We start from the raw sequence: 24,940 nt of genomic DNA on the forward strand, positions 1-24,940 counted from the left end.
CCTCAAATTCCAAGCCGATCCCGCATGGCAAACCAGGTCATCGCCAACACCAACAAAGGATACCGGAACCGAACACCGCCGGGAAAAGCCGGTAGATTGATCTGTTCAAACACATCAAACCGACTTGCAGTTCCATCAACGGCTTCCGCGCAGATTTGCCCGGCCAGTGTTGCCATGGCCACACCATGACCGGAATAGCCGGATGCGGACAGGATATTGGGGGTAAGCCTTGCAAAATAGGGCATGCGCTTTGTGGTGATGGCAAGAGTTCCGCCCCACCCATATTCGATCTTTACATCCTTCAATTGAGGGAAGATCTCCAACATGGGCTTGCGCACGAAGGATTTGATGTCCGTGGGAAAGTCGTACTTGTAGGTTTCTCCGCCGCCAAACAGCAGGCGACGATCCGCAGACATCCGAAAATAGTTGATCACAAACTTCGTATCGGCCACTGCCCGCCCTTTGGCGATCAACTTCTCGGCTTCGCTTTCCGAAAAAGGTTCGGTGGCAATGATGTAGTTGTTAATCGGCATGATGTGACGCGCAGTCGTGGGGTCCAGCTCTCCCAGATATCCATTGCAGCCGAGCACAACATGCTTTGCTCTCACGGCACCTGTTTCCAAATGCACCCTCACTGTGTCTCCAGGGTCAATCCGGGTCACACGCGAGGTTTCAAAAAGCTTGGCGCCGGCAGCCTCAGCTGCACTCGCAAGGCCCAACGCGAAATTCAGCGGATGCAGATGTCCGCCGCCGTGGTTCAAAGCACCTGCGAAATAAGCAGGACTGTCAACATAATCGCGGATTTTTGTCCCATTCAGAAACTCGATCTGATCATAGCCATAGGTGTCGCGGTAATGATCCAAGTCTTCTTTTAGTTCATCGACCCAGTCCTTGCGATGCACCGCCTCGATCAGACCGGGTGTGAAGTCACACTTGATATGATGGGTTTTGATCAACGAGTGCAGCAACTCCATGGATTGTAGCGAAAGATCCCACAGCTCTTTTGCATGAGCCGCGCCGTGTCGCTTTTCAAGGGTTGTCTGACCGACCCGTTGTCCGGGGCTCACTTGTCCGCCGTTCCGGCCGGACGCCCCCCAACCGACGCGGTTGGCTTCCAGAAGAACCACATCATAGCCCCGTTCAGCCAAGTGAAGTGCCGTCGAAAGCCCGGTGTACCCCCCACCGACCACGCAAACATCGCAAGAAACGTCACCCGCCAGCTGCGGATAGTTCGTTTTGGTATCGGCCGTTGCCGAATAAAAGGAGGCTGCGTGCTGGCCAGGGACATCGTTGGCGGTAAGAAGGTCGGGGCTGAAAGTCATGCAGGTCTGTCACTCTGTCAGGCAGCGGATATTTTGTGATCACATTTGAACAAATTCAACAGTCCGACGACACGCTTTTAAAGGCAAGCGTAATTTTGACAGGTAGCAGAAGGTAGAGTGGACCGCGTTTGGAAAAAGGCCTAGAAATTTGAAGTGTTGTGGTATTTTAGAATTTGTCTGCACTCAGGAGAATTGCGTGTTTGCTCCAGAACCTCATCCCTTCTTCGACCCACTTTGGCGGCGTATTGCGCTGATCACTCTTTGTGTTGTTTGGGCAGGTGTTGAGTTCTATCACCAAAAAATGGTGTGGGGCGCACTGGTCTTGGCCATCACGGCTCAAGCTACCTGGTCCTATTTGTTGAAATACAAGCGGACGGACGAAGCTTCGGCAGACAAATCTGAAGGCTAATGCCTTTTTGCCGCATGATCAGCCAACAAGGGACAGTGCCGGGCGCATTGGACGAGCATTGGTGATCTTGCGAAGTTCCTCAACGGGCATCGGCCTCCCGAATAGATACCCCTGAGCTTCACCACATCCTTCGCTCGCCAGAAACTGAAGTTGCTCTTCAGTCTCAACTCCTTCTGCCAGAACCGGGATATCGAGGCTCTCTGCGAGAATAATCGTTGAGCGAATAATAGCTGCCGAATGCTTGTTTTTGCCAAGGTCTTTCACGAACTCGCGGTCGATCTTGATTTTGTCGAACGGGAACATTTGAAGGGTGGCCAGAGACGAATAGCCGGTCCCAAAGTCATCCATCGCAATTCCGACGCCAAGGCTCTTGAGATCCTGGATTACCTGCATGGCGTGGTTCCGATCATCCAGCAGACCGCTCTCCGTGATTTCCAGTTCCAACCGTGCAGGATCAAGGCCACTACTGCGAAAAACCCTTGCCACGATATCGGCAAACCCGTCCTTTGAGAGCTGAACCGAGGAAACGTTCACAGCAATCTTGAGCGGCATATCCCAACTCGCTGCCTCTTTACATGCCGTATGCAGGATCCACGGACCAAAGGCATTGATAAGCCCCGTTTCCTCTGCAATCGGGATAAACTTGTAAGGTGGCACCATTCCGAGTTTGTCATGCTTCCATCGCAGCAGAACTTCGGCACCGGTCACTTCGCGCGTATTGACGTTGTTCTGAATCTGGTAATACAGCTCCAATTCACCGCGCTCTTCCGCGTGACTGAGATCGATACTCAGCGCCCCTCTTTCCTTGGCTGTTTTACCCAGACTTTCCTTGAATGGAGCAACCGTTCCCGGACCGCTGCGGCAGGCATGCTTCATTGCCTGCTCTGCCTTGTCGATCAGCTCTCCGGCTTCCCGCGCATTGGAGGGAAAAAACGCGTATCCGAAGGCAGCTCGTACGGGCAGAACGCCACCGCCCCACCTAAACGATGTTCCCAACACTGCTTCGATGCGTGCGCAAAGCGCGTTCACTTCCCGATTGTTGTAAACATCGCTCGCCAGAACAAGAAACTCACAGTCTCCCACACGGCCAAGGCTTTCATTTTCGCCAAGGCAGCCAGACACCAGCTTTGCCACATGCCTTAGCATGCTGTCAGTCGCCTTTTGGCCATGAGCGTCCCGAATATCGAGAAACCGATCCAAAGAGAACGAAATCACTGCAGCTGCGGAAGGACTGGAGGTCGCCCTCTGCAATACAGTCGCCACAGCTGAATTCATGCCCGACCGGTTCAGCAATCCAGTCAGCGCATCATGTTCAAAAATCCGGTGTATCCGGCCGTCGGTCGCTTCCTCTGTCTTGGCATCAATCATGTAGGCCATGAAAACGGACAAGAACAACAAGGCCATCACGAGGAGGACAGCAATTGCTAGCACTCCTTTTGAGTCGAATGCAATGGTTTCAGCGCCACTCCCCGACGGAACGATCGCCGTCCCGGTCATCGACACGAAATGAACGGATGTGACACAAAGCACAAAAAGGACCACCGCAACATGCCCGCAAAAACGGGAGCATTGTTTTGAGATGCGGTTGAGCATCAACGCTGAGAAAAACCCACCAAGCAAAACGGAAGCGATCACATAATTTGGCTCAACAATGACACGACCAGAGACCTCCATGGCTGCCAGTCCGATGTAATGCATCGTGGACGCAGAAAGACCCACAATTGCACCACCCGCCTCGATAGACAATGGCTTGTCTGTGATGTCAGAAATCAAAAAGCCGAGGCAAACACCGGCGATGACTACAACCAGCGACAATACCGTCAAGCCAAGGCTGTATCCATGAATAAGATCGCTCTCGTAGGCCAGCATCGAGAGAAAATGGGTTGTCCAAATTGTCCCGCCACCGATGAGGCCTGCCATCACAACCCACAAGAGTTTTACGGTCCCTACGGAACGTCGCACACGGGCATAGAGTCGCAAGGTGAAATAGCCGCCGTTCGTCAAAACCAGCACAGCCAATGCCAAGTAAAACGGGTCGTGTTCATACGCGATGCATGACAGAACGCTTAGCATTCATTCTTCCCGATCAGAACGGCTGACTTCACCGTTGACTCAAAAGGTTGGACCTTTTGTTCACGGCATAGCGGCATAAGAAAAGACCTTTATGCAACCAGCCACAAACACAACCATTGATAGGTACTACATACAAATGAACACTTAACTTACCAAAGGGAAGAATACTCGAGGAATGCAAAACGATTCATTTACTTAAATTCACAGAAACATCGCAAAGGACATATCAAGATTTGATTGAGTCTTAATATTTTTAACAAACAGGATCACTTAGGAATTGGAAATATAAATAGGGTTAGCACCGAGGCGCTTATAAGGGATGCAAACATCATCAGATGTCTGATCGCAGTCGATAGCCCGGAGCATAAACCAGTCTGACATGCGTGATCGGCAGATCTCCAGTCCAGGTGATCCGCTCCAGAGCAAACAAGGCGCCACCAGCGACCGTATCCAAAACGGCTGCAAGCTCGTCCGTTGCATTCACCGCAAACAAAGAGAGATCCCCATGGCTGTAAGGCGCGTTGTGGACGAGCCACTCATTGGCGCTGATCGTATCAAACGCCATGTCCCGAGCCTCTGGAGCCGCATCCAGATTGATGTGACGCTCTTCATAAGCAAAGGGGCGATCATCAGCGAAATGAACTGTCTTTAAGAACAGCACATTATCTGAAAGCGCAACCTGAAAGGCCCCGTGCAACATTGGCGGAAGCGGACGTAACTCGCGAAACACAAGACTGTGCCGATAAGAACGCCCCAGCGCCTCAACCTCTTCACGGATGACGGGGATCGTCAGCGTCGCCTTTTGCGGTGGATTAAGCGCGACACGGGTGCCTGCACGGCGCTTACGGATGACCAGCCCGCTTTCCGCCAGATCGCGTAGGGCCCGATTGACCGTTGTTCTTGCACAGCCAAACTCTTCGGCAAGATCTGCCTCGTGCGGAATCTGCTCGCCCGGCTGCCATTCGCGCTCGTGGATCCGCCGCAGCAATTCCTCGCGAATACCGGTCCAGGAATTGGTTTCCACCAAAGACACTGGTGCCTTGCCTCTCTTTACAACCGCTCGCGTAGAGCCTTCATTGTCACCCGGTAGCGGTTGCGGATTTCCGCTCCACGTACATGCCGCCCCCCTGTTACCACATGTCGGCCTGCAGACCAGACATCCACCACCATGCAATCATCACCGGTAAAGACGAAGGCATCGAGAACGTCATCACCGACACGGCCCTCCAGATCAATGGCATTGCCATCAAGGGCAACCAGATCAGCGAACTGGCCTTCTGAAATTGCGCCCGATTTTCGCCCGGTAGCTTGTGCGCCACCAGCGACAACAGCGTCGAATAACACCCGACCCGTTGACTTGATTTCCGTTGCGACGGAAGCCCTGCACTTGTCACGTAGGCGCTGGGAATATTCCAGCGTTCTGAGTTCTTCCGACAGGGATATGCGAATGTTGGAATCCGACCCGATACCGAACCGGCCTCCGTTGTCCAGATACCGCACCCCATCAAAGATGCCGTCACCAAGGCTGGACTCGGTGATCGGGCAGAGCCCGACAACGGCTCCCGTTTGCGCAAGTCCCACAGTCTCTCGCGGTGTCATCTGCGTACAGTGGATCAGGCACCAGCGCTCGTTCACATCCTGATTGTCCAGCAGCCACTCCACCGGACGTTGATTCAAACTCGCAAGAACCTCGTCGACTTCCGCAACCTGTTCTGCCAAATGCATGTGGATTGGGCCGTTTCCGACATAATCCACAACCTGACTTAAATCTTCAGCTGAAACCGCGCGCAGCGAATGAGGCGCGACACCAAGCACCGCATCTTCGGGCAATGCTTGAAGAGCCTTGCCTGCTTCCTGATGAAGTTTGGCGAAGCGGTCGAAATCACTGCCAAAACGAACCTGCCCTTGCGTTAACGGGCGACCATCAAGGCCACCATATTGATAGAAGACAGGCAGAAGCGTCAGCCCGATGCCTGTTGTTTGTGCAGCCGCTACAATTCGCGCGGACAATTCCCCAAGAGACGCATAAGGCACACCGCCCGGCTGATGATGCAAGTAGTGAAACTCGGCTACAGCAGAATATCCGGCTTCCAGCATTTCCATCTGCACAAAAGCTGCGATCGCCTCGACATCTTCCGGCCTGAAGACATCCAGAAAGCAGAACATGATTTGCCGCCAGGTCCAGAACGTATCGCGTGGTTCAGGCCCTCGGCGTTCGCTCATGCCTGCCATGGCTCGTTGAAACGCGTGGCTGTGCAGGTTGCTTGGGGATGGCAGCAAAACCGCAATTGCGCGCCCCGCCGGTTCAGCATTCGATTCAACGCGGGTAATCCGGCCATCCGCAGAAAACTCGACCACAACATTTCGGGCCCACCCATCGGGCAAGAGGGCCTGTTTCGCGAAAAGCGTGGTTTGCGTTGAAGCAGACATGGGCGATCTTCCCTCGTTGACACATTAATATGTGCATGCATATAATCTTTTATCGCAATCTAATCAAGTTTGGAGTTCACCGTTGTCCCAACGTCTGCTGACCAACGCCTCCATTGTCACATTCGCTGAAACCGGCGCGCCCTATGGAATGATCGAAGACGGCGCGCTTGTGCTCGACGGTGAAAAAATCGAGTGGGTTGGACGGACCGCGGAGCTGCCACAGAACTATGCCTCTCTGGCAGCGGAAGACCTTGGCGGGCGCCTGGTGACCCCCAGCCTGATCGACTGTCACACTCATGTAGTTTTTGGCGGTAATCGCGCGCGCGAATTTGAAATGCGGCTGGAAGGCGCATCGTATGAAGAAGTCGCCCGTGCAGGCGGCGGCATCATCTCAACGGTTTTGGCAACCCGGAGCGCTTCGGAAGACGAGTTGCTTGCATCAGCACTGATCCGGGTGGATGCGCTGATCTCCGAAGGCGTCACGACCCTCGAAATTAAGTCCGGCTACGGCCTTGACCACGACACCGAGCTTCGCATGCTGCGCGTGGCACGAAAGATCGCAGAAGCCCGGCCGATCCACGTCCTAACCACGTTCCTTGGCGCCCATGCGGTTCCCCCGGAATACAAGGACCGAGCAGACGCCTATCTCGATGAAGTCTGCCTGCCGACACTCGAAGCTGCCCACAAGGAAGGCCTTGTGGATGCAGTCGACGGCTTTTGCGAGGGCATTGCCTTCTCGCCCGATCAGATGACCCGTGTGTTCGACAAAGCATCCGACTTGGGCTTGCCGATCAAACTTCATGCCGAACAACTATCGAACCTTGGCGGAGCAGCGCTCGCGGCGTCCCGCAAGGCGCTTTCGGCAGACCATCTTGAGTATCTGGATGAGACCGGCGTCAAGGCGATGGCGGACAATAACACAGTCGCCGTTCTCCTGCCCGGTGCCTTCTACACGCTCCGCGAGACGCAATATCCGCCGCTGAACCTGTTGCGTCAGCACAAGGTGCCGATTGCCCTTGCCACTGACTGCAACCCCGGCTCCTCTCCGCTCCTTTCCCTACTGCTGACCATGAACATGGGCTGCACGCTGTTCCGCATGACGCCGGAAGAAGCGCTCGCCGGTGTGACGCGGGAAGCAGCACGCGCGCTGGGACTGATCGACGTTGGCACTATCGAGGCCGGGAAACGCGCAGACCTTGCCATCTGGAACGTTTCTCACCCGGCTGAACTTTCTTATCGCATCGGCTTCAACGCCCTCGAAAAACGTATTTTTGGAGGCTCCAGATGAACACCCTCACCCTTGTCCCCGGAACAGTCACTCTCGGGGATCTTGAACGCATCTATCGCAAGCAATCACCTGTCCAGATCGAACGGTCGGCCAAGGCGGCGATTGATCTTGCCGCAGAACGCGTGGCAGAAGCTGCCCGCGGTGAAGCGGCTGTCTATGGCGTCAACACCGGCTTCGGCAAGCTTGCCAGTGTGAAGATCGCCTCAGAGAAAACCGCGACCTTGCAGCGCAATCTCATTCTCTCCCATTGCTGCGGCGTCGGCGAGGCCATGGACCGGGCAACCACACGCCTCATGATGGTCTTGAAACTGCTTTCCCTCGGACGTGGTGCATCCGGTGTTCGGTTCGAGGTTCTAGAACTGATCGAGGCCTGCCTTGAAAAGAACGTGACGCCGGTCATTCCCTCGCAAGGCTCCGTCGGCGCATCTGGCGATCTCGCGCCCCTTGCCCACATGACAGCCGTGCTGATCGGCGAAGGCGAAGCCGAATATGAAGGCGCGCGCATGCCCAGCGGCGAAGCCTTGGCCAAGGCAGGACTGACCCCGGTTGTTCTCGGTCCCAAGGAAGGCCTTGGCCTCATCAACGGCACGCAGTTCTCGACTGCTTGCGCCCTCACTGGCCTCTTCGACGCCTGGCGTCTTGCCGAGGCAACCATGGTGACAGCCAGCCTCTCGACGGACGCGATCATGGGCTCGACGGCCCCACTTCTGCCCGAAATCCACGCTCTGCGCGGCCACCGTGGCCAGATTGAAGTCGCCAAGTCCATGCGGGACATCATGGAAGGTTCGGAGATTCGCGAAAGCCACCGTGAAGGCGACACCCGCGTTCAGGACCCTTACTGCATTCGCTGCCAACCGCAGGTGGCCGGTGCCTGCGTTGATCTCCTGCGCATGGCCGCAACGACGCTCGAAATCGAGGCCAACGCCGCCACCGACAACCCGCTCGTTCTGGTGGATGAAGGCCGCATCGTATCTGGCGGCAACTTCCACGCCGAACCGGTTGCGTTTGCCGCAGACCAGGTCGCCCTAGCCATTGCCGAAATCGGAGCTATCGCCCAGCGCCGGATTGCGCTGATGGTCGACCCAACTTTATCCTTCGATCTGCCGCCGTTTCTGGCGCAGGACCCTGGCCTCAATTCCGGCATGATGATCGCCGAAGTGACCACAGCGGCCCTGATGAGCGAGAACAAGCATCTAGCTAATCCATGTTCAACAGATTCCACTCCGACCAGTGCCAATCAGGAAGACCATGTGTCTATGGCAGCCCACGGCGCACGACGTTTGGAGCGCATGAACAAGAACCTTTCCCACATTCTGGGCGTCGAACTCCTCTGCGCTGCAGAAGGCGTGGGGCATCGCGCACCGCTCAAAACCAGCGCAGCCCTTCAGTCGGTGATTGCGACCCTTCACGAGGCCGTCGCTCCGCTGACAGAAGACCGCTACATGGCACCGGATCTCGAAGTGGCGGCCGAACTGGTCCGCTCCCGTACAATTGTTGCGAAAGTCTCTGCCGATCTGATGATCAAGCTGGGGGACAGCCATGAAGCCTGTTGAGGTGACCCGTGGCGACAGCCCGATCGTGCTCGGCGTTCCCCATTCGGGGACCTTTATACCCGAAGACATCTGGGTGAAGCTGAATCACAACGGGAAGCTGCTCGCCGACACAGACTGGCATGTAGATCGGCTTTATTCGGATCTTCTGCCCGGAGCCACCATGGTGCGGGCAAATTTCCATCGCTATGTGATCGACGCCAATCGCGATCCCGAAGGGGTGAGCCTTTATCCGGGTCAGAATACAACGACGCTCTGCCCGACAACCGACTTTGACGGGCTGGCCATCTATCACGATGGCGAGGAGCCAGATGCAGAGGAAATCGAAAGCCGTCGATTGGCGTGGCATGCGCCCTATCACGCCGCGCTGGAAGCTGAACTGGGCCGCGTTCGCGAACAGAATGGCGTTGCCCTTCTCTATGACTGCCATTCCATCCGCTCTGTCGTGCCTTACCTTTTCGAGGGCATCTTGCCGGATTTCAACACCGGCACCAACAACGGCACAACTTGCGACAAGCAGATCGAGACGGCTGTGGTCGACGTGACCGAGGCTGCTGAAGGCTACAGTTCTGTCCTAAATGGTCGTTTCAAAGGCGGCTGGACCACGCGCCACTATGGCAAGCCAGAGACCGGAACGCACGCTATCCAGATGGAACTGGCCCAGTCCACACATCTGGAAAGCCAGTCTCCCCCATTTGCCTATGACGAAGAGAAGGCCGCGAAATTGCGCCAGCATGTCGCCACCATCCTCACCAATCTCAACAAACTCGCTGCAGCGCTCCCGCGCTAGACCGACAGACCAAGGATCCAACCATGGTAGACCGCCGCCATAACGCACGAGACGTTTTTCCGCCAACCGGCACGGAACTCAACACCAAGTCCTGGCTGACCGAAGCACCGTTGCGCATGCTGATGAACAACCTGCATCCGGATGTAGCTGAAAACCCGCATGAACTGGTTGTTTATGGCGGCATTGGCCGCGCAGCCCGCACGTGGGAGGACTTCGATCGCATCGTCGCGGCACTGAAAGAGCTCAACGAAGACGAAACCTTGATGGTTCAGTCCGGCAAACCAGTCGGCGTCTTCAAGACCCACCAGGATGCCCCGCGCGTTTTGATCGCCAACTCCAATCTGGTGCCGAACTGGGCAAACTGGGACCATTTCCACGAACTGGATAAGAAGGGTCTGGCCATGTATGGCCAGATGACAGCCGGGTCGTGGATCTATATCGGCACGCAGGGCATTGTTCAGGGCACGTATGAAACCTTCATGGAAGCTGGACGCCAGCACTATGAAGGCAACCTGAAGGGCCGCTGGATCCTGACCGGTGGCCTTGGCGGCATGGGCGGTGCCCAGCCTCTGGCCGCTGTCATGGCCGGGGCTTGCTGTCTTGCCGTTGAATGCGACGAAAAGAGCGCCGATTTCCGCCTGCGCACCCGTTATGTCGATGAAAAAACCCACTCCCTTGACGAGGCCCTGGCGCTGATCGAGCGCTGGACCAAGGCGGGCGAAGCAAAGTCCGTTGCCCTGATCGGCAATGCAGCCGAAGTGTTCGCTGAACTCGTCAAACGCGGCGTGAAGCCGGATATCGTCACCGATCAAACGTCCGCCCATGACCCGGTCAACGGTTATCTGCCAATTGGCTGGTCGGTTGCCGAATGGCGCGCCAAGGCTGAAACTGATCCGAAAGTGGTCGAAAAGGCTGCCCGCGCCTCAATGAAGGTTCATGTTCAGGCGATGGTCGATTTCTGGAACGCAGGCGTTCCAACCCTCGATTATGGCAACAACATCCGTCAGGTCGCGTTGGAAGAAGGCTTGGAAAGCGCCTTTGCCTTCCCCGGATTTGTTCCGGCCTATATCCGTCCGCTTTTCTGCCGCGGCATCGGCCCGTTCCGCTGGTGCGCGCTCTCTGGAGACCCGGAGGATATCTACAAAACAGACGCCAAGGTGAAGGAACTCATTCCCGACGACCAGCACCTGCACAACTGGCTGGATATGGCCCGCGAGCGCATTGCCTTTCAGGGGCTCCCAGCCCGCATTTGTTGGGTCGGCCTTGGCTTGCGGCACCGGCTCGGCCTTGCGTTCAATGAAATGGTCAAGAACGGCGAACTGAAAGCACCGATCGTGATCGGTCGCGACCATCTGGACAGCGGCTCCGTTGCCTCGCCGAACCGCGAGACGGAAGCAATGAAGGACGGATCAGATGCCGTTTCCGACTGGCCGCTGCTGAACGCACTGCTGAACACCGCCTCCGGAGCGACATGGGTCTCGCTCCATCATGGCGGCGGCGTCGGCATGGGCTTCTCGCAGCATTCCGGCATGGTGATCTGCTGTGATGGCACGGACGATGCGGCCCGCCGCGTGGAGCGCGTTCTCTGGAATGACCCGGCAACGGGCGTGATGCGCCATGCCGATGCAGGCTACGACATCGCCCTCGAGTGTGCCCGCGAGCAGGGCCTGAAATTGCCTGGCATCCTCGGAAACTGAGTATCTTCTTGAAATAAAATGGGAGGTTGAAATGAAAAGACGTGATTTTCTGAAAGCTGGTGCCATTGGTGCAGCAGCGACCACTTTGACGGCTCCAGCAATCGCGCAGGACATTCGCCAGTGGAAGATGGTCACTGCGTGGCCGAAGAACCTGCCGGGACCAGGTGTAGCAGCTCAAATGCTGGCAGACCGGATCTCGGTTCTGTCTGGTGGTCGCATTGAGGTAAAACTCTTCGCCGCTGGCGAAATCGTTCCCGGCAACGGTGTCTTTGATGCGGTCGGTCAGGGAACGGCCGATCTCTATCACGCCGTTCCGGCCTATTGGGGGTCCAAATCCAAAGGCATCTTGCTGTTCGGTTCACAGCCCTTTGGTCTGACAGCACCGGAACAAGCTGGCTGGCTGATCCATGGCGGTGGTCAGGCGCTCTATGACGAGATCTACGCGCGCTTCAACCTGAAGCCATTCTTGTGCGGTAACTCCGGTCCGCAATGGGCTGGCTGGTTCCGCAACGAGATCAACTCGGTCGACGACCTCAAGGGCCTGAAGTTCCGCTCAACGGGGCTTGCGTCTGAAATGTGTGCCAAGCTTGGCATGGCCGTTCAGGCCATGAGCGGTCCGGCCATGTTCCAAGCCCTGCAGTCCGGCGCATTGGATGCGGGCGAGTTCATTGGTCCGTGGACAGACAGTGCTCTCGGCTACTACCAGATCGCCAAGAACTACTACTGGCCAGGTGTTGGGGAACCTTCTTCTGCAGAAGAATGCGCGGTCAATCTGGATACATTCAACGCTCTTCCAGACGATCTGAAGGCAGCTGTCACGCAGGCTTGCTCCAGCCTCTACAATGACGTGCTGACCGAGTACAATACCAAACACGCTCAGGCTCTGAACCAGTTGGTTGCTGAGCACGACGTCAAGGTTCGCAAGCTCCCGGACGACGTGATCGTGGCCATGGGGAATGCCGCTGGCGAAGTGATCGCAGATCTCAAGTCCGATGAGGACGAGCTGGTCCGCCGGATCACCGACAGCTTCCTTGCCTATCGCAAGCTGATGAAGGACTACATGCCGTATGCCGACAACGGACAGATGAACGCCCGTTTGCTCGACTACAAATACGACTGATTGTTCCCTCACGCCAGAGCGAGGGTCGGCGCGGCGCGCTGACCCTTTCGCTATTTCTTCTGAGAAAGCCTATTTGCGATGGAAAAACTGGCCGACGCGCTGGAGCGCATCAATCGGATCATCGGGCACGGACTATGCTGGGCCGCTCTGGCTATGCTGCTTCTGCAGTTTGTCATTGTGCTGTTGCGCTATGTCTTCGGCTACAGCTTCATTTTCCTCGATGAAGGCGTTCTCTACTTCCACGCGGCCATATTCATGCTGGGAGCCGGATACACGTTTTTGGTCAACGGCCATGTTCGGGTCGACATCTTCTATTCCGGCATGACACCCCGCAATAAGGCACTGGTCGACATCTTCGGACACCTGTTTCTGCTGGCCCCGGCCCTCCTCGTACTGATCTGGTATTCGTGGCCGTCTGTGCGTGGCAGTTGGGCCATTTTGGAAGGACCGATTTCGGTTGGCGGCATTCCGGCCTCTTTCCTGCTAAAAAGCCTCATTCCCGCCTATTGCGTCCTGCTGCTTGTGCAGGGACTTGCCGTCTTGCTCCGTGACATTCTCCACCTGAAGGAGACAAAGGCATGACCCTGCCCCTCGACCTCCTGATGTTCGGCGCATTGGTCGCCTTCATTCTTCTTGGATATCCCGTCGCCTTCACAATTGCAGGTGTCGCCACCGGCTTTGCCGTTCTCGGCTTTGCGCTCGGACAGTTCGATCTGCAATTCATGGGCGCCATGGGCCAACGCTTTTTTGGCGTGTTGACCAACCCGGTCCTGACCGCAATTCCACTTTTTGTCCTGATGGGGATCATCCTCGAAAAAAGCCGGATCGCTGAAGACCTGCTCGAAACGATGGGACGGCTGTTCGGGCGCATGAACGGCGGCCTTGGCGTCTCCGTTATTCTGGTCGGCGCACTTTTGGCCGCCTCTACTGGCATCGTAGGCGCAACGGTCGTTGCCATGGGCCTGATCGCCCTACCAACCATGCTGCGCAACGGATATGATCCGAAACTCGCCTCCGGCATGGTCTGCACGGCAGGCACCCTCGGCCAGATCATCCCGCCATCCACCCTGCTGATCATCCTGGCGGACGTTATGTCCAACGCATTCCAGCAGGCGCAATATGCGCAAGGGAAATTCTCCATCGAAACCATTTCAGTTGGTCAGACCTTTGCCGCAGCCATGGTGCCCGGACTGCTGCTGGTTCTGATCTACTGCCTCTACATCCTTGGGCGCGCCTGGATATCGCCGTCCGATGCTCCGGCAATGACCGAGCAGGTCGAAAAACCAACCTTTCAGGAAGTTGTCAGCGCAGTCATCCCGCCGATCCTGCTGATTGTTGCGGTTCTCGGTTCTATTCTGGGCGGCATTGCCTCGCCGAATGAAGCTGCTTCCGTTGGCGCAATTGGAGCGATCCTTCTTGCCGGTCGCCGACTTGGCGTTTCCACGAATATCATCATTCTGGCGACCGCAGCACTTCTCATCCTTGCCATCGCCGCAACGCTTATGCCCGTGCGCCTGCAGCGTTCGGATGTCACGGCTGGCGGTTACATACTGGCGGTGCTCTACGCCGGTTCGGCGCTGTTCGCGTTTGATATCGTGCTGCGCATTCTTTTGGTGGCCATCAAGGACGGCCTCTTGAAGGCGGCTCTTCTATCGACCATGACGGTCACTTCGATGATCTTCGCAACGATCCTCATGGCTAGCTTCTTCAGCCTCGTATTTGTTGGCCTTGGCGGCGAGGACCGGGTTCATGAAATCCTCAAGGAAATGCCGGGCGGCGCGACCGGTGCGCTGATTTTCGCGATGCTGTTCGTCTTCGTTCTAGGCTTCTTCCTCGATTTCGTGGAGATCTCGGTGATCCTGCTGCCCGTCCTGATCCCGCCCCTCATCCTGATAGGCATTGACCCGATCTGGCTGACGGTGCTGATTGCCATCAATCTGCAGACATCGTTCCTGACGCCTCCCTTTGGCTTTTCGCTGTTTTACTTGCGCGGCGCGGCACCAAAGGAAATCACGACAGGCCAGATCTATCGCGGTGTGGTGCCATTTATCGTCCTGCAAATCGCAGCCGTCGCAATTCTGTGGCTGTTCCCGACAATCGCCACCTGGCTGCCTTGCTGGCTCTACTGACGCAAAAACCCGCTGGATTGCGGGCTTTTTGATACACACATCAATCTAAACTCAGACAGACAAGAACATATCGTGCTGCACGAGGAGCCGCACAGCGTCTCGGGCAATCAAAAACTCATTGATCGAAACACAACCGGCATCAACATTCACGAACATCAGTTTTTCAGGGTGACTGGCCAGCGCACGAGCCAACAGTGCAGAACCAATGCCCTTGCGTCGCCAATCCCGGTGAACGGCCAATTCAGGCGTTGCTCCATCCTCAAAAACGGCCTGCCAACCGACGAGATCGTTACCGTAATAAGCGGCAAAGACCCGGACAGTTCCGGGTAACGCGTGCATCGCTGATCGCTGATTTTGCCGGGTTGGATGTGTGTCAAAAAACCGGCTGACGTCGTCCGGTAGCCGGTGCAAAGCGATCTCGCGGATCTTAATATTTGTTGGCGCTGTTTCAATCGGCTTGAGCTGCTCAAGCTTATAGACGTTCAAGTTCCGGATGATCTGGAAACCGAAGCTTTGATAGCCTCGAAGGGCAACCTCGTTGGAAGATATGACTTCCAGGTGAATACCTGCTCCCCCATCATGACGATGCTTTTCCAACATCGCTTCAAACAAATGCCGCAGTAACCCTCGCCTACGGAATTCGGGCAAAACGCCCGCTGACAGGCAGTAGGCCCGATACTCCATAGCGGTTTCTGGGGCCGAAGAAAACCAAAAGCCTGCGACCTGATTTCCATCCATCGCGAGAAAGGAGTGAGCTTCTGAGTAGCCGCGGCGGCTGGTAATTTCCCGAAACTGCGCGTCTGTCAGCTGCAATGGCACAACATAATCAGAAAAAGCATCATTCATGGCCTTTGCCAAACGGTCGATGGGCATACCTGTGCAGGGTTGAATTTGGATCGTCATGGAATTGGTCGGTCTTTTGAAATCAAAGTACCCTGCCAGATGCGAAAAGACTTTGCAGGGTCATGAAAAGATACTGCCCATTTTGAGCGATCAGGTCCTGCGAAACAACAGCCACAACGAAAAAGGGCTGCGCCATTCGAGCGCAGCCCTCCATTTTCAAAGCGCCTAGAGCTTATTTGAACTTCTTGATCTCGCCGGTTTTCAAGCGGGACAGGTAGCTGTCGAGCTCTGCCTTCACCACTGGCATCAGGAAGTAGAGGCCAATGATGTTGACGACGGCCATTGCAAAGATCGCAGCATCGGAGAAGTCAATAACCGGACCAAGGCTGGCCGCAGCGCCGATGACAACAAAGATGCAGAAGATGATCTTGAACACCAGTTCCTTCGTTTTGCCTTCACCAAACAGGAAGGTCCAAGCCTTGAGGCCATAGTAGGACCAGCTGATCATGGTGGAGAAGGCAAACAGAACAACCGCGATGGCCAGAATGTACTTAAACCAGCCAAAGGATGACGAGAACGCTGCAGATGTCAGAGCCACACCTGTGTTGCCATCAACTGTTTGAATGACAGTGCTGCCTTCACTCAGCAGATAGGAACCGGTTGCCGGATCGCTGATCAGCTGACCAGTGATGATGATCACCAGAGCGGTCATGGTGCAGATGACAACCGTGTCGATGAACGGCTCAAGCAGGGAAACGAACCCTTCCGTGATCGGCTCTTTTGTCCGAACGGCGGAGTGGGCAATCGCTGCAGAACCAACACCAGCTTCGTTGGAGAATGCTGCCCGTTTGAAACCCTGGATCAGCGCGCCGACCATACCACCAGCAACACCAAGGCCTGTGAAAGCACCAGCAAAGATCTGGCCAAAGGCCCAACCGATCTTGTCAGCATTCATCAGCAGGATGACCAGAGCTGTCAGGACGTAGAGCACACCCATGAACGGAACGACTTTTTCCGTAACACTGGCAATGGACTTCAGACCACCAACGATCACCGCAAACACGATCCCGGCGAAGATGACACCCGTAATCCAGCCCGGATAGTCGCCAACCACATTGCTGATCTGAGCGTGGGCCTGGTTCGCTTGGAACATGTTGCCGCCACCAAGAGCGCCAAGAATACAGAAGATGGAGAATAGAACCGCAAGGATCTTGCCAGCCGGAAGCCCACGCTCTTCAAACCCTTTTGTGAGGTAGTACATCGGACCACCGGAGACCGTGCCGTCTTCATACTCGTTCCGGTATTTCACGCCGAGCGTACACTCTGTGAACTTGGACGCCATGCCCATAAGGCCAGCCAAGATCATCCAGAAAGTTGCGCCCGGACCGCCAATGCTGACCGCAACGGCCACACCGGCGATGTTACCGAGACCAACCGTACCTGAAAGCGCAGTTGCAAGCGCCTGAAAGTGGCTGACTTCACCCGCATCATTCGGATCAGAGTAATCTCCCTTCACAAGCGAGATGGAATGCGGAAATGCGCGGAACTGAATGAAGCCGAAATAAAGAGTGAACACGGTTGCCGCGATCACCAACCAAGCAACGATCCAGGGAAAGGACGTACCGGGAAACGGGCTAAAAATAAAACTGACAAACCAACCGGTAGAGCTGGCAAACAGGCTGTTGACTGTTTCATCGACGGATTGGGCCATCGCCGGTGCAGACGCAACCAGCATGCCCGTTGCGGCCAGAGCCGCAGCATGGAACTTTTTCATTTTTGTGTCGCTTCTGGAACGTTACGGGACTATGGTGACGGGAACGGATGCGGCTTGAGCAAGGCTGCCGGCAACCGATCCAAATAGGCGGGATGACAGTTGTGAGTGTCCATTTCGGCCAATCACGATCTGGTCCACGCCCTCATCGGTGGCGATCATGTTGAGAGTTTCAGCAATGTGGCCGTATTTCAGAACGCATTTTGCTGTCACGCCTTCTTCTTCCAACTTGCCCATAACCGGCTTGATCACTGCGGATTCAGCCCGTTCCAGCTCTTCAGTACGACGCTTGTGACGTTCTTCAATTTCCGTTGGCGTCAGGAATGAATAGGGCGACCATTCCAGAACATGAGCAATCACAAGCTCCGCTCCACTTGCCTTGGCAAGCGTGACCGCAAACTCAAGCGCTCCCCCCGCACTGTCACTGCCATCGTAGCCGACGGCTATCTTCTTTGACATTTTGTACTCCCCTGTCATGCGGCATTTTGCCGTAGAGAAAACTTACCCTGATAATTAAAAGAGAGCTTCCCTATTTTCAGCCATATTCGAATAGTTTATGAATATTTATCGAAAAGTGACGCAAAGTTCGGAAATTTTCCTATGGATAGCCTCGATTTAAAAATTCTTGATGCACTTCAAAATGACAGTCGAATTTCGATGGCAAAGCTCTCCGAACAGGTCGGACTGTCCTTGTCGGCCTGCCACCGCAGGGTCAAAATTCTCGAGGCCAATGGAATTGTTTCCGGTTACACCGTGCGCCTGGATCGCAACGCGCTGAACTTGGAAATTCAGGTTTTTATCGAGGTGAAGCTGACCAGCCAGCGCAAAGACGACATCAATGCGTTTGAACGCGCAATCGCGTTCATGCCAGAGGTTCTGGAGTGCCATCTGATATCAGGTGAGTTTGATTACCTCATTCGGCTGATCACCAAAAACACCGCCGCCTATGAAGAACTTTACCGGAACCGGCTGTCCCAAATTCCATCCGTCTCACAGATGAAAACCCTCCTGAGCCTCAGCACAGTGAAGGAATTCAAAGGCCTTCATCTGGATTTCTAGTTTAATCCGGATGGCCGTGTTCTTTTTGGCGCGATTGTTCAAGACCACGCAACAGCCAGCTCCTACCTCTTTGCGAAAGAGGACAGGAGAATAGTCATGTCATTTGTTCTAAACGGTGAAAAACACAGCATCCCCGCTGAGTGGGCTGATGAGCCCCTGCTTCATTTTTTACGAGAGCACCACGGATTGGTCGGCGCCAAGTTTGGCTGCGGACGCGGTGAATGCGGCGCCTGTACGGTGATTATCGACGGTGTGGCGATGCGGTCTTGCATAACCAGTGCCGCAGATGTCGAAGACAGCGAGGTTCGCACGATTGAAGGCTTGGCAGACAGAGAAACACTCCACCCGGTGCAATCGGCCTGGCTGGAAGAAGCCGTGCCGCAATGTGGCTATTGCCAAGCTGGGCAAATCATGTCCGCAGTCGCCCTTTTGGAAGAAAACCCAGCTCCGAGTGACGACGACATAACCGCAGCAATGGACGGCAACCTTTGCCGCTGTGGAACTTATCAGCGCATTCGCAAAGCCATTCAACGCGCAGCGGAGGCCTCCGCATGAAACGCAGAACCTTTCTGAAAGTTACTGGCGGGAGCTTGGTTGCCTTATTCGGCACAGGCGCAGCTATCTGGTCGCAAATGCCGGTTCTACCAACACGACCTGCTCCTGATGCCCAAGCCGCTGCGGGCTGGATTTCCCACAAGGACGGAAAATACATCCTAACCCTTCCCCGCATAGAAATGGGACAAAACATAACCACAAGCCTGAAGCAAATCGCCTGTACGGAGCTAGGAGCGGCTTGGAATGCGGTTGAGGTCAAACTGCATAACACATCCATGCAAAAGGTTCGTTCGACCGTGGGTAGTGAGTCCATTCAATACTTTGCCGAACCGTTGGCGCAAGCCTGCGCAGCCTTACGAGACGCTTTGACCAACGGCAAAACTGTTCGCGATGGCGAAAGGATCGACCCTCGCCCGGTCGGTGAACTCAAGTCTTTTCAAAGAAGTGCATTTGACCGCCAAAGCCCTGAACTCGTCCACGGACGAGAGATCGTTACGGGCAAACCACTTTATGCCGCCGATATCCATCGTCCAGGCTTGGTTTACGGACGCGTTCTTCGCGCTCCCAGTTCCAGCGAGGTGACGTCCAAGCCGAAAAGCTGGAACATAAACGCCGCCCACGTAGTACCAGGCTTTTTCGGAGTTATTGAGGATTGCGGCCCGGCAATTGGAAAAGCAACAGGCCTCGGAATTGTTGCCAGTCGCCCCGGTGCATTGAGCCTAATTGCAGACGCCCTTGATGTTGAATGGGAGATTGACACCCACTCCCCCCAATCAGACATTCAAACTTTGATCAACGTTGATCGACACCTGAATAATGGCTCCTTACCTCACACTGTTCTGGAAGGCCCACTGCAAGACAGCGACTGGGATATCAACTTACGGGTCGATCTGTCCTTTGCTTCCCATGGACAGATCGAACCAAGAGCAGCCGTTGCCGAATGGATAGACGGACAATTGAAGGTCTGGGCCGGGACGCAGGACGCATTTTTCCATCGGGATTTTCTGGCAGATCATTTTGGGGTGCCTAAAGGAGACGTAACCGTTCAAAGCTGCCGGATCGGCGGTGCGTTTGGTGGCAAGGTTCCCTGTTCTGTTGAAGCTGAAGCGGCGGCTCTGGCGAGAGCTGTTCAAAGACCGGTCAAAGTTCAGTGGACCCGGGAACAGGAACTCACCCAAGCTTATCATCGCCCGCCTTCCTCTCACCGGGTAAAAGCTCGGCTCGATAATGGGCGGGTATCGGCTTGGGACCACCAACAAGTCTCCAGCCACGTCATATTCACGCCCTTTGCCATTCCCAAATGGCTGCAAAGCGGAACAGATCTTGCCGTCGGCGACCCCGGAACAGCACGCGGCATGGAAACCGCCTATCAGTTTGCTCGGTCGCGAGCGCAATATCAGCTTGAACGCCTCTCCGTTCATACGGGCGCCTGGCGTGGGCTCGGTGCTGGTCCAAATATGTTGGCCGCCGAAACAGCAATGGACGAAGCGGCACGAATTGCAGGCATGGACCCACTCGATTTCCGTCTGGCCCATATTTCAGATCCACGTTTGAAAACCGTTTTGGAGCGTGTCGGTTCTATTGCCAACTGGAGAGGTTCCGCCCAGCGCACAATGGGTAGAAAACGGTTCGGTCGCGGAATCGCGTGCGGCATCTATAAACAAGTGAGTTATGTCGCAACCGTCGCGGACATCATCTTGGATGATGATGGGGAAATCACAATCACGCATATGTGGTGTACCCACGATTGCGGGCGGGTGTTCAACGCCGATCAGGTTAAGGCGCAGTGCGAGGGTAACCTTGCCTGGAGCATAGGAATGGTCCTTTGTGCAGGACTGCCGGTTAAAGACGGACGGGTCGTCGCAGAAGGCTTCTCTGACAGCCCCGTTCCCATTATGAGTCAGTTTCCCGAAATGACAATTGATCTCATTGAGAGTTCAGAAAAACCGGTTGGAGCGGGTGAAACCGCATTGATGTCCGGGCCAGCTGCAATTGCCAATGCGGTTCGCAGCGCAACAGGTATACGCGCCAGCCGTTTTCCTCTGGAACCAAAAGAGCTGGCACTATGACGACAGACTTTCAAAATTCCAGCGGAGCCAAAATAAATTCATCATACATCCTGCAATTCAGCAGAGAGTGGCTGAAGCAACCATTCCGCACAGGCGCAATCACCCCCTCAAGCAAACACTTGGCTCACGCGATCACAAAGGGCCTCACAAACAAAAGTGGTCCAATTCTGGCACTTGGCGCTGGTACAGGGGTATTCACCAGCGCGCTTATTGCAAATGGAGTTCTGCCTCAGGACATTACGGCTGTTGAAGCCAACGGCCGATTTGCGGACCTACTGAAGGAAGAGTTTCCCACGCTCGGACTTACTCATGGAAACGCAGCGAGAGTTCACAAGCTGACAAATCGGACCTATGGGGCAGCAATCTGCGGTCTGCCCTTGCTTTCAATGCCAAATGCGGTGGTACTGATAATATTGAAGAACAGTTTTACCCTTCTGAAGCCAAACGCAGAACTTCGGCTCTTCACCTATGGTTGGCAATGCCCGGTTCCAAGGTCCATTCGAACACGCCTCTCCCTTTCCACACATCGTGTCGCGTTCGTGCCTTTGAACATCCCCCCGGCCTCGGTCTATACCTTGATCCAAAAGGATTGCGCCGGGTGAAACACAAACCGGAAATAGAAGACTTCGCATCTGCCACGATGATGAGGATCATCAAATGTGGGCTTGCTAGGCAAGGAATTGAATTGATGGTCCCAGCAGCAAGGGGACCTCACGTTCCAAGATCAGCGAAACAGTCTGCTCTCGAATTTGTCGTACAGGCCCACGGACCACTGACAGTGTTGCGCATTGGCGAAGGAATTGACGACCTTCCCGCAGAACCCGTAGCCCTTGCTCTTTTAAAAGCATCATCCCTTAAAGACCTGCTGGAACGTTGGTTTCGCCTCAGCCGGTTCAGTCATTCAAGACATGAAGTCAGATTTGCGGAAGACGCCCCCCACACATTCAAACTGCAGCACAGAAACAAGGTGGGCGGGCCTCGCCCGTCAACAATCGAAACCCTTTTAATTCTTGGTGTGATCACATGCCTCGCTGAAAAGATCACAAGAGGCTCAGTCAACCTTGTCACAGAAACGGGTCTTCTTTCGCGTACCAATGGTGTCTGGAAACTCGATTTTCGAGACGACGCTGCTCTCGGCTCGGTTACCATGACAAGTGAGAAGGCTGTTATTGAAGAGTCAGAACCGGAAGGCAACGACTTTTTGGATGCGCCCAAAGCACTGCGTCATCGCATCAAGAAGGACCCGGTTAAAAAATGGACTTTGGAAGAAGTTGCCCGTCTTGAAGGCATTTCAACGAGATCTCTGCAACGAAAGCTGAAAGAACACGAGACATCCTTCTCACAGCTGCTAACTGCTGCGCGCTTAGAAACATCCGCTGAAATGCTCTGCAATCGAAGTGGCCCAGGTCTAGCAGAAATCGGGTTTTTGGCCGGGTTTGCTGACCAGCCCCATTTTACACGCACTTTCACAAGGTCCGTCGGCACAACGCCCAGCGCCTACCGCTCTGATTTCGCAAGCTAAAAGCCCGCGCGTATTCAGTCGCGCGACTGACGCAAGACCACCGCACAAACGGAAAACTAAGAGGGAAAGAAGATAATGGTGGAGCTGATGGGAACAAACTAGAACCCGAAAACACCGTCGAGCTGCTTGAAGAACTGGAAGACTGGTCAATCCAAATTCAGAGCGATCCGGCTGTTGTTCGCGCACTTAAAGCCATCCTGTCTGGTTCTGCCGATACCCCGAATGAAGTCGATAACATCAATCATAATTCAACAGTGCAATCAAAGCGATCCTCTCGCCATGGAGGGCCGCGACCATGACCGGACCTCAAACGAAACAGAAATCTCCGAAGACCCAAACGTTCGGCATCCGCCTGACCGAAGATGAAAAGCGGAAACTGAAACGCCGCGCCGGTGAAATGGCAATGGGCACTTATATCAAGGCCGTATTGTTTGCCGATGGTGTAAAACATCGCCGCCGTGCTGCGCGATCTCCAATCAAGGATCACCAGACTCTGGCAAAGGTACTTGCCTGTCTAGGATCAAGTGGTTTGCGGGAGAGCCTGGATCGGTTGTCGAGGGCAGCTGAGACCAGTGTTCTGCAATGGGATGAAGAGGCTCCTCTCGCCGTTCAAAAGGCCTGCGAAGATATCGTTACCATGCGCCTGTTGTTGATGAAAGCACTCGGCTTTCGGATTGACGAGGCAGAGTTGTCGCAATCCCTGCGGCAGACCTTCACACAAGCAGCACAGGTCGATCCTGACATCAGCGGTGAGGAGGACTAGTCCTATGATCCTCAAAGGCTCACAGCGCAGCGGCGCATATGAGCTAGCCAGTCATCTGATGAATGATCATGAGAACGATCATGTCACGCTCTTTGATGTGTCCTCCGTCAGCGCTTAATGGACAAATTGGTTTGATTTCGTAAGGGAGTGATTTTGGCTCATCATTGCTAACTCAGGAGCAAATGATGAGACGAAAGAAGGACCGAGTGACCGACGATGCGGATCGGATCGTAAAAGACATCAAACGCCAGACCCGCCGTCGGTTTTCCGCTGAAGAGAAGATCCGCATAGTGGTTTCTGGTCTTCGAGGCGAAGACAGCATTGCAGAACTTTGCCGCCAGGAAGGTATCGCCCAGAGCCAGTATTATTCCTGGTCCAAGGACTTCATGGAAGCGGGCAAGAAACGGCTTGCTGGGGACGCAGCTCGTGAAGCCAGTTCTGATGAAGTAAAGTCTCTTCGCAAAGAGACGAGGGACTTGAAGGAAGTGGTTGCAGAACAGGCTCTGGAACTTCGCCTTCTCAAAAAAAGCATGATCGGGGATGGGGTCGACGACGAATGAGATATCCCGCCTCCGAGAAACTTGAAATCATTCGACTGGTGGAGCAGTCCCATCTTCCAGTCAGACAGACGCTGGATCGGCTGGGTATTCCAAGGTCAACCTTCTACGTCTGGTATGACAAATATCAAACCGGTGGCATAGATGCCTTGCAGGACACGGCCCCCATGCCTGCACGGGTCTGGAACCGGATCCCCGATGATATCCGCCAACAGGTCATTGATCTGGCCCTGGAAGAACCGGAACTCTCACCTCGGGAGCTGGCTGTCCAGTTTACGGACACAAAGCAGTACTTCGTGTCTGAGGCCAGTGTTTACCGGTTGCTGAAAGCCCATGACCTCATCACCAGTCCGGCCTTTATCGTGGTCAAGGCAGCTGACGAGTTCAAGAACAAGACCACAGCGCCCAATGAGCTGTGGCAGACAGACTTCACCTATCTGAAGGTTATTGGCTGGGGTTGGTTTTACCTGTCAACAATCCTTGATGATTACAGCCGCTATGTCATCGCGTGGAAGCTGTGTACGACGATGTTGGCCAGTGATGTCACGGATACGTTGGAACTGGCCTTACAGGCTTCAGGCTGTAATCAGGCCAGTGTCCGCCACCGGCCAAGACTGTTGTCGGACAATGGGTCAAGTTACTTCGCCGGTGAGCTGGCCGACTGGCTCGACGACAAAGGCATGGACCATGTGCGTGGAGCCCCATACCACCCCCAAACGCAGGGCAAGATCGAAAGATGGCATCAGACCTTGAAAAACCGGATCCTTCTGGAGAACTACTTCCTGCCCGGTGACCTCAAAGCCCAAATAAGCAAGTTCATCAGCCACTACAATCATCACCGATATCACGAGAGCTTGAAGAACCTCACACCCGCTGACGTCTACTTCGGGCGCGGCGAACAAATCCTGCGCAAACGAGAAAGGACCAAACAAAGCACCATCGAACAACGCCGCTTGCAACACCGCAAACAGGCCGCCTAATATCGACAAACAG

Annotated in this window: 22 protein-coding genes; 15 read left to right on the top strand and 7 right to left on the bottom strand. The window is 54.9% G+C overall.

Annotated elements, in window-relative coordinates; genetic code table 11:
• Positions 1-2 precede the first annotated feature (2 nt).
• Positions 3-1,322: an FAD-binding oxidoreductase gene (locus TRICHSKD4_RS16010; RefSeq protein ID WP_009467930.1), complete on the bottom strand. Its 1,320-nt coding sequence runs from the start codon at positions 1,320-1,322 to the stop codon at positions 3-5.
• 196 nt (positions 1,323-1,518) lie between these two features.
• On the opposite strand from TRICHSKD4_RS16010, the gene TRICHSKD4_RS16015 reads away from it, so the two are divergent.
• A complete protein-coding gene (locus tag TRICHSKD4_RS16015; RefSeq protein ID WP_009467931.1) occupies positions 1,519-1,731 on the top strand; it encodes a hypothetical protein in 213 nt (70 codons plus the stop codon).
• An 18-nt stretch (positions 1,732-1,749) separates the two neighbouring features.
• Here the strand turns inward: TRICHSKD4_RS16015 and TRICHSKD4_RS16020 are convergent, their stop codons facing one another.
• From TRICHSKD4_RS16020 to TRICHSKD4_RS16030, 3 genes are all read right to left on the bottom strand, one after another.
• Complete coding sequence (locus TRICHSKD4_RS16020; protein ID WP_009467932.1) at positions 1,750-3,804, bottom strand: bifunctional diguanylate cyclase/phosphodiesterase; 2,055 nt, start codon at positions 3,802-3,804, stop codon at positions 1,750-1,752.
• A gap of 331 nt (positions 3,805-4,135) precedes the next feature.
• Complete coding sequence (locus tag TRICHSKD4_RS16025; RefSeq protein WP_009467933.1) at positions 4,136-4,837, bottom strand: UTRA domain-containing protein; 702 nt, start codon at positions 4,835-4,837, stop codon at positions 4,136-4,138.
• 17 nt (positions 4,838-4,854) lie between these two features.
• Complete coding sequence (locus TRICHSKD4_RS16030) at positions 4,855-6,234, bottom strand: formimidoylglutamate deiminase (protein WP_009467934.1); 1,380 nt, start codon at positions 6,232-6,234, stop codon at positions 4,855-4,857.
• An 82-nt stretch (positions 6,235-6,316) separates the two neighbouring features.
• Between TRICHSKD4_RS16030 and hutI the strand changes: the two genes are divergently transcribed.
• The 7 genes from hutI to TRICHSKD4_RS16065 all read left to right on the top strand — a co-directional run bounded on the left by hutI (position 6,317) and on the right by TRICHSKD4_RS16065 (position 14,808).
• Complete coding sequence (hutI, locus tag TRICHSKD4_RS16035; RefSeq protein ID WP_009467935.1) at positions 6,317-7,522, top strand: imidazolonepropionase; 1,206 nt, start codon at positions 6,317-6,319, stop codon at positions 7,520-7,522.
• On the top strand, positions 7,519-9,075 hold the full coding sequence (hutH, locus tag TRICHSKD4_RS16040; RefSeq protein WP_009467936.1) for a histidine ammonia-lyase: 1,557 nt from the start codon (positions 7,519-7,521) through the stop codon (positions 9,073-9,075). The genes hutI and hutH overlap by 4 nt, the downstream gene beginning before the upstream one ends.
• Positions 9,062-9,862 (top strand): N-formylglutamate deformylase, encoded by an 801-nt coding sequence (hutG, locus tag TRICHSKD4_RS16045; protein WP_009467937.1) that lies wholly within the window; start codon positions 9,062-9,064, stop codon positions 9,860-9,862. Before hutH ends, hutG begins: the two co-directional genes overlap by 14 nt.
• A gap of 23 nt (positions 9,863-9,885) precedes the next feature.
• Complete coding sequence (hutU, locus tag TRICHSKD4_RS16050) at positions 9,886-11,559, top strand: urocanate hydratase (protein ID WP_009467938.1); 1,674 nt, start codon at positions 9,886-9,888, stop codon at positions 11,557-11,559.
• A 31-nt stretch (positions 11,560-11,590) separates the two neighbouring features.
• Complete coding sequence (locus tag TRICHSKD4_RS16055) at positions 11,591-12,679, top strand: TRAP transporter substrate-binding protein (protein WP_009467939.1); 1,089 nt, start codon at positions 11,591-11,593, stop codon at positions 12,677-12,679.
• Positions 12,680-12,757: 78 nt separating this feature from the next.
• Positions 12,758-13,261, top strand: a complete 504-nt coding sequence (locus tag TRICHSKD4_RS16060) for a TRAP transporter small permease subunit (protein WP_009467940.1) — start codon at positions 12,758-12,760, stop codon at positions 13,259-13,261.
• Positions 13,258-14,808: a TRAP transporter large permease subunit gene (locus TRICHSKD4_RS16065; protein WP_009467941.1), complete on the top strand. Its 1,551-nt coding sequence runs from the start codon at positions 13,258-13,260 to the stop codon at positions 14,806-14,808. The genes TRICHSKD4_RS16060 and TRICHSKD4_RS16065 overlap by 4 nt, the downstream gene beginning before the upstream one ends.
• A gap of 51 nt (positions 14,809-14,859) precedes the next feature.
• On the opposite strand, the gene TRICHSKD4_RS16070 is transcribed toward TRICHSKD4_RS16065, so the two are convergent.
• The 3 genes from TRICHSKD4_RS16070 to TRICHSKD4_RS16080 all read right to left on the bottom strand — a co-directional run bounded on the left by TRICHSKD4_RS16070 (position 14,860) and on the right by TRICHSKD4_RS16080 (position 17,881).
• Complete coding sequence (locus TRICHSKD4_RS16070) at positions 14,860-15,711, bottom strand: GNAT family N-acetyltransferase (RefSeq protein WP_040617019.1); 852 nt, start codon at positions 15,709-15,711, stop codon at positions 14,860-14,862.
• Between the two features lie 172 nt (positions 15,712-15,883).
• Positions 15,884-17,425, bottom strand: coding sequence for a sodium:alanine symporter family protein (locus tag TRICHSKD4_RS16075; protein WP_009467944.1), 1,542 nt, complete (start codon positions 17,423-17,425; stop codon positions 15,884-15,886).
• Between the two features lie 21 nt (positions 17,426-17,446).
• Positions 17,447-17,881: a universal stress protein gene (locus TRICHSKD4_RS16080; RefSeq protein ID WP_009467945.1), complete on the bottom strand. Its 435-nt coding sequence runs from the start codon at positions 17,879-17,881 to the stop codon at positions 17,447-17,449.
• A gap of 141 nt (positions 17,882-18,022) precedes the next feature.
• Here TRICHSKD4_RS16080 and TRICHSKD4_RS16085 point away from each other — a divergent pair, with 141 nt between their 5' ends.
• From TRICHSKD4_RS16085 to TRICHSKD4_RS16120, 7 genes are all read left to right on the top strand, one after another.
• On the top strand, positions 18,023-18,481 hold the full coding sequence (locus tag TRICHSKD4_RS16085; protein WP_009467946.1) for an Lrp/AsnC family transcriptional regulator: 459 nt from the start codon (positions 18,023-18,025) through the stop codon (positions 18,479-18,481).
• 96 nt (positions 18,482-18,577) lie between these two features.
• Positions 18,578-19,036, top strand: coding sequence for a (2Fe-2S)-binding protein (locus TRICHSKD4_RS16090; RefSeq protein WP_009467947.1), 459 nt, complete (start codon positions 18,578-18,580; stop codon positions 19,034-19,036).
• On the top strand, positions 19,033-21,105 hold the full coding sequence (locus TRICHSKD4_RS16095; RefSeq protein ID WP_009467948.1) for a xanthine dehydrogenase family protein molybdopterin-binding subunit: 2,073 nt from the start codon (positions 19,033-19,035) through the stop codon (positions 21,103-21,105). Before TRICHSKD4_RS16090 ends, TRICHSKD4_RS16095 begins: the two co-directional genes overlap by 4 nt.
• On the top strand, positions 21,102-21,707 hold the full coding sequence (locus TRICHSKD4_RS30840) for a class I SAM-dependent methyltransferase (protein WP_009467949.1): 606 nt from the start codon (positions 21,102-21,104) through the stop codon (positions 21,705-21,707). Before TRICHSKD4_RS16095 ends, TRICHSKD4_RS30840 begins: the two co-directional genes overlap by 4 nt.
• Before the next feature lie 86 nt (positions 21,708-21,793).
• A complete protein-coding gene (locus tag TRICHSKD4_RS28275) occupies positions 21,794-22,627 on the top strand; it encodes a helix-turn-helix transcriptional regulator (protein ID WP_168157039.1) in 834 nt (277 codons plus the stop codon).
• Between the two features lie 295 nt (positions 22,628-22,922).
• Positions 22,923-23,390: a hypothetical protein gene (locus TRICHSKD4_RS16110; protein ID WP_009467951.1), complete on the top strand. Its 468-nt coding sequence runs from the start codon at positions 22,923-22,925 to the stop codon at positions 23,388-23,390.
• Positions 23,391-23,575: 185 nt separating this feature from the next.
• Positions 23,576-24,927 (top strand): IS3 family transposase gene (locus tag TRICHSKD4_RS16120; RefSeq protein ID WP_371256819.1). Its coding sequence is split into 2 segments (ribosomal slippage): positions 23,576-23,911 and positions 23,914-24,927, totalling 1,350 coding nucleotides; the frame shifts between segments, so codons are not numbered across the junction.
• Positions 24,928-24,940 lie beyond the last annotated feature (13 nt).

This window comes from Roseibium sp. TrichSKD4, assembly GCF_000148725.1.
In the GTDB taxonomy this organism is placed as follows: domain Bacteria; phylum Pseudomonadota; class Alphaproteobacteria; order Rhizobiales; family Stappiaceae; genus Roseibium.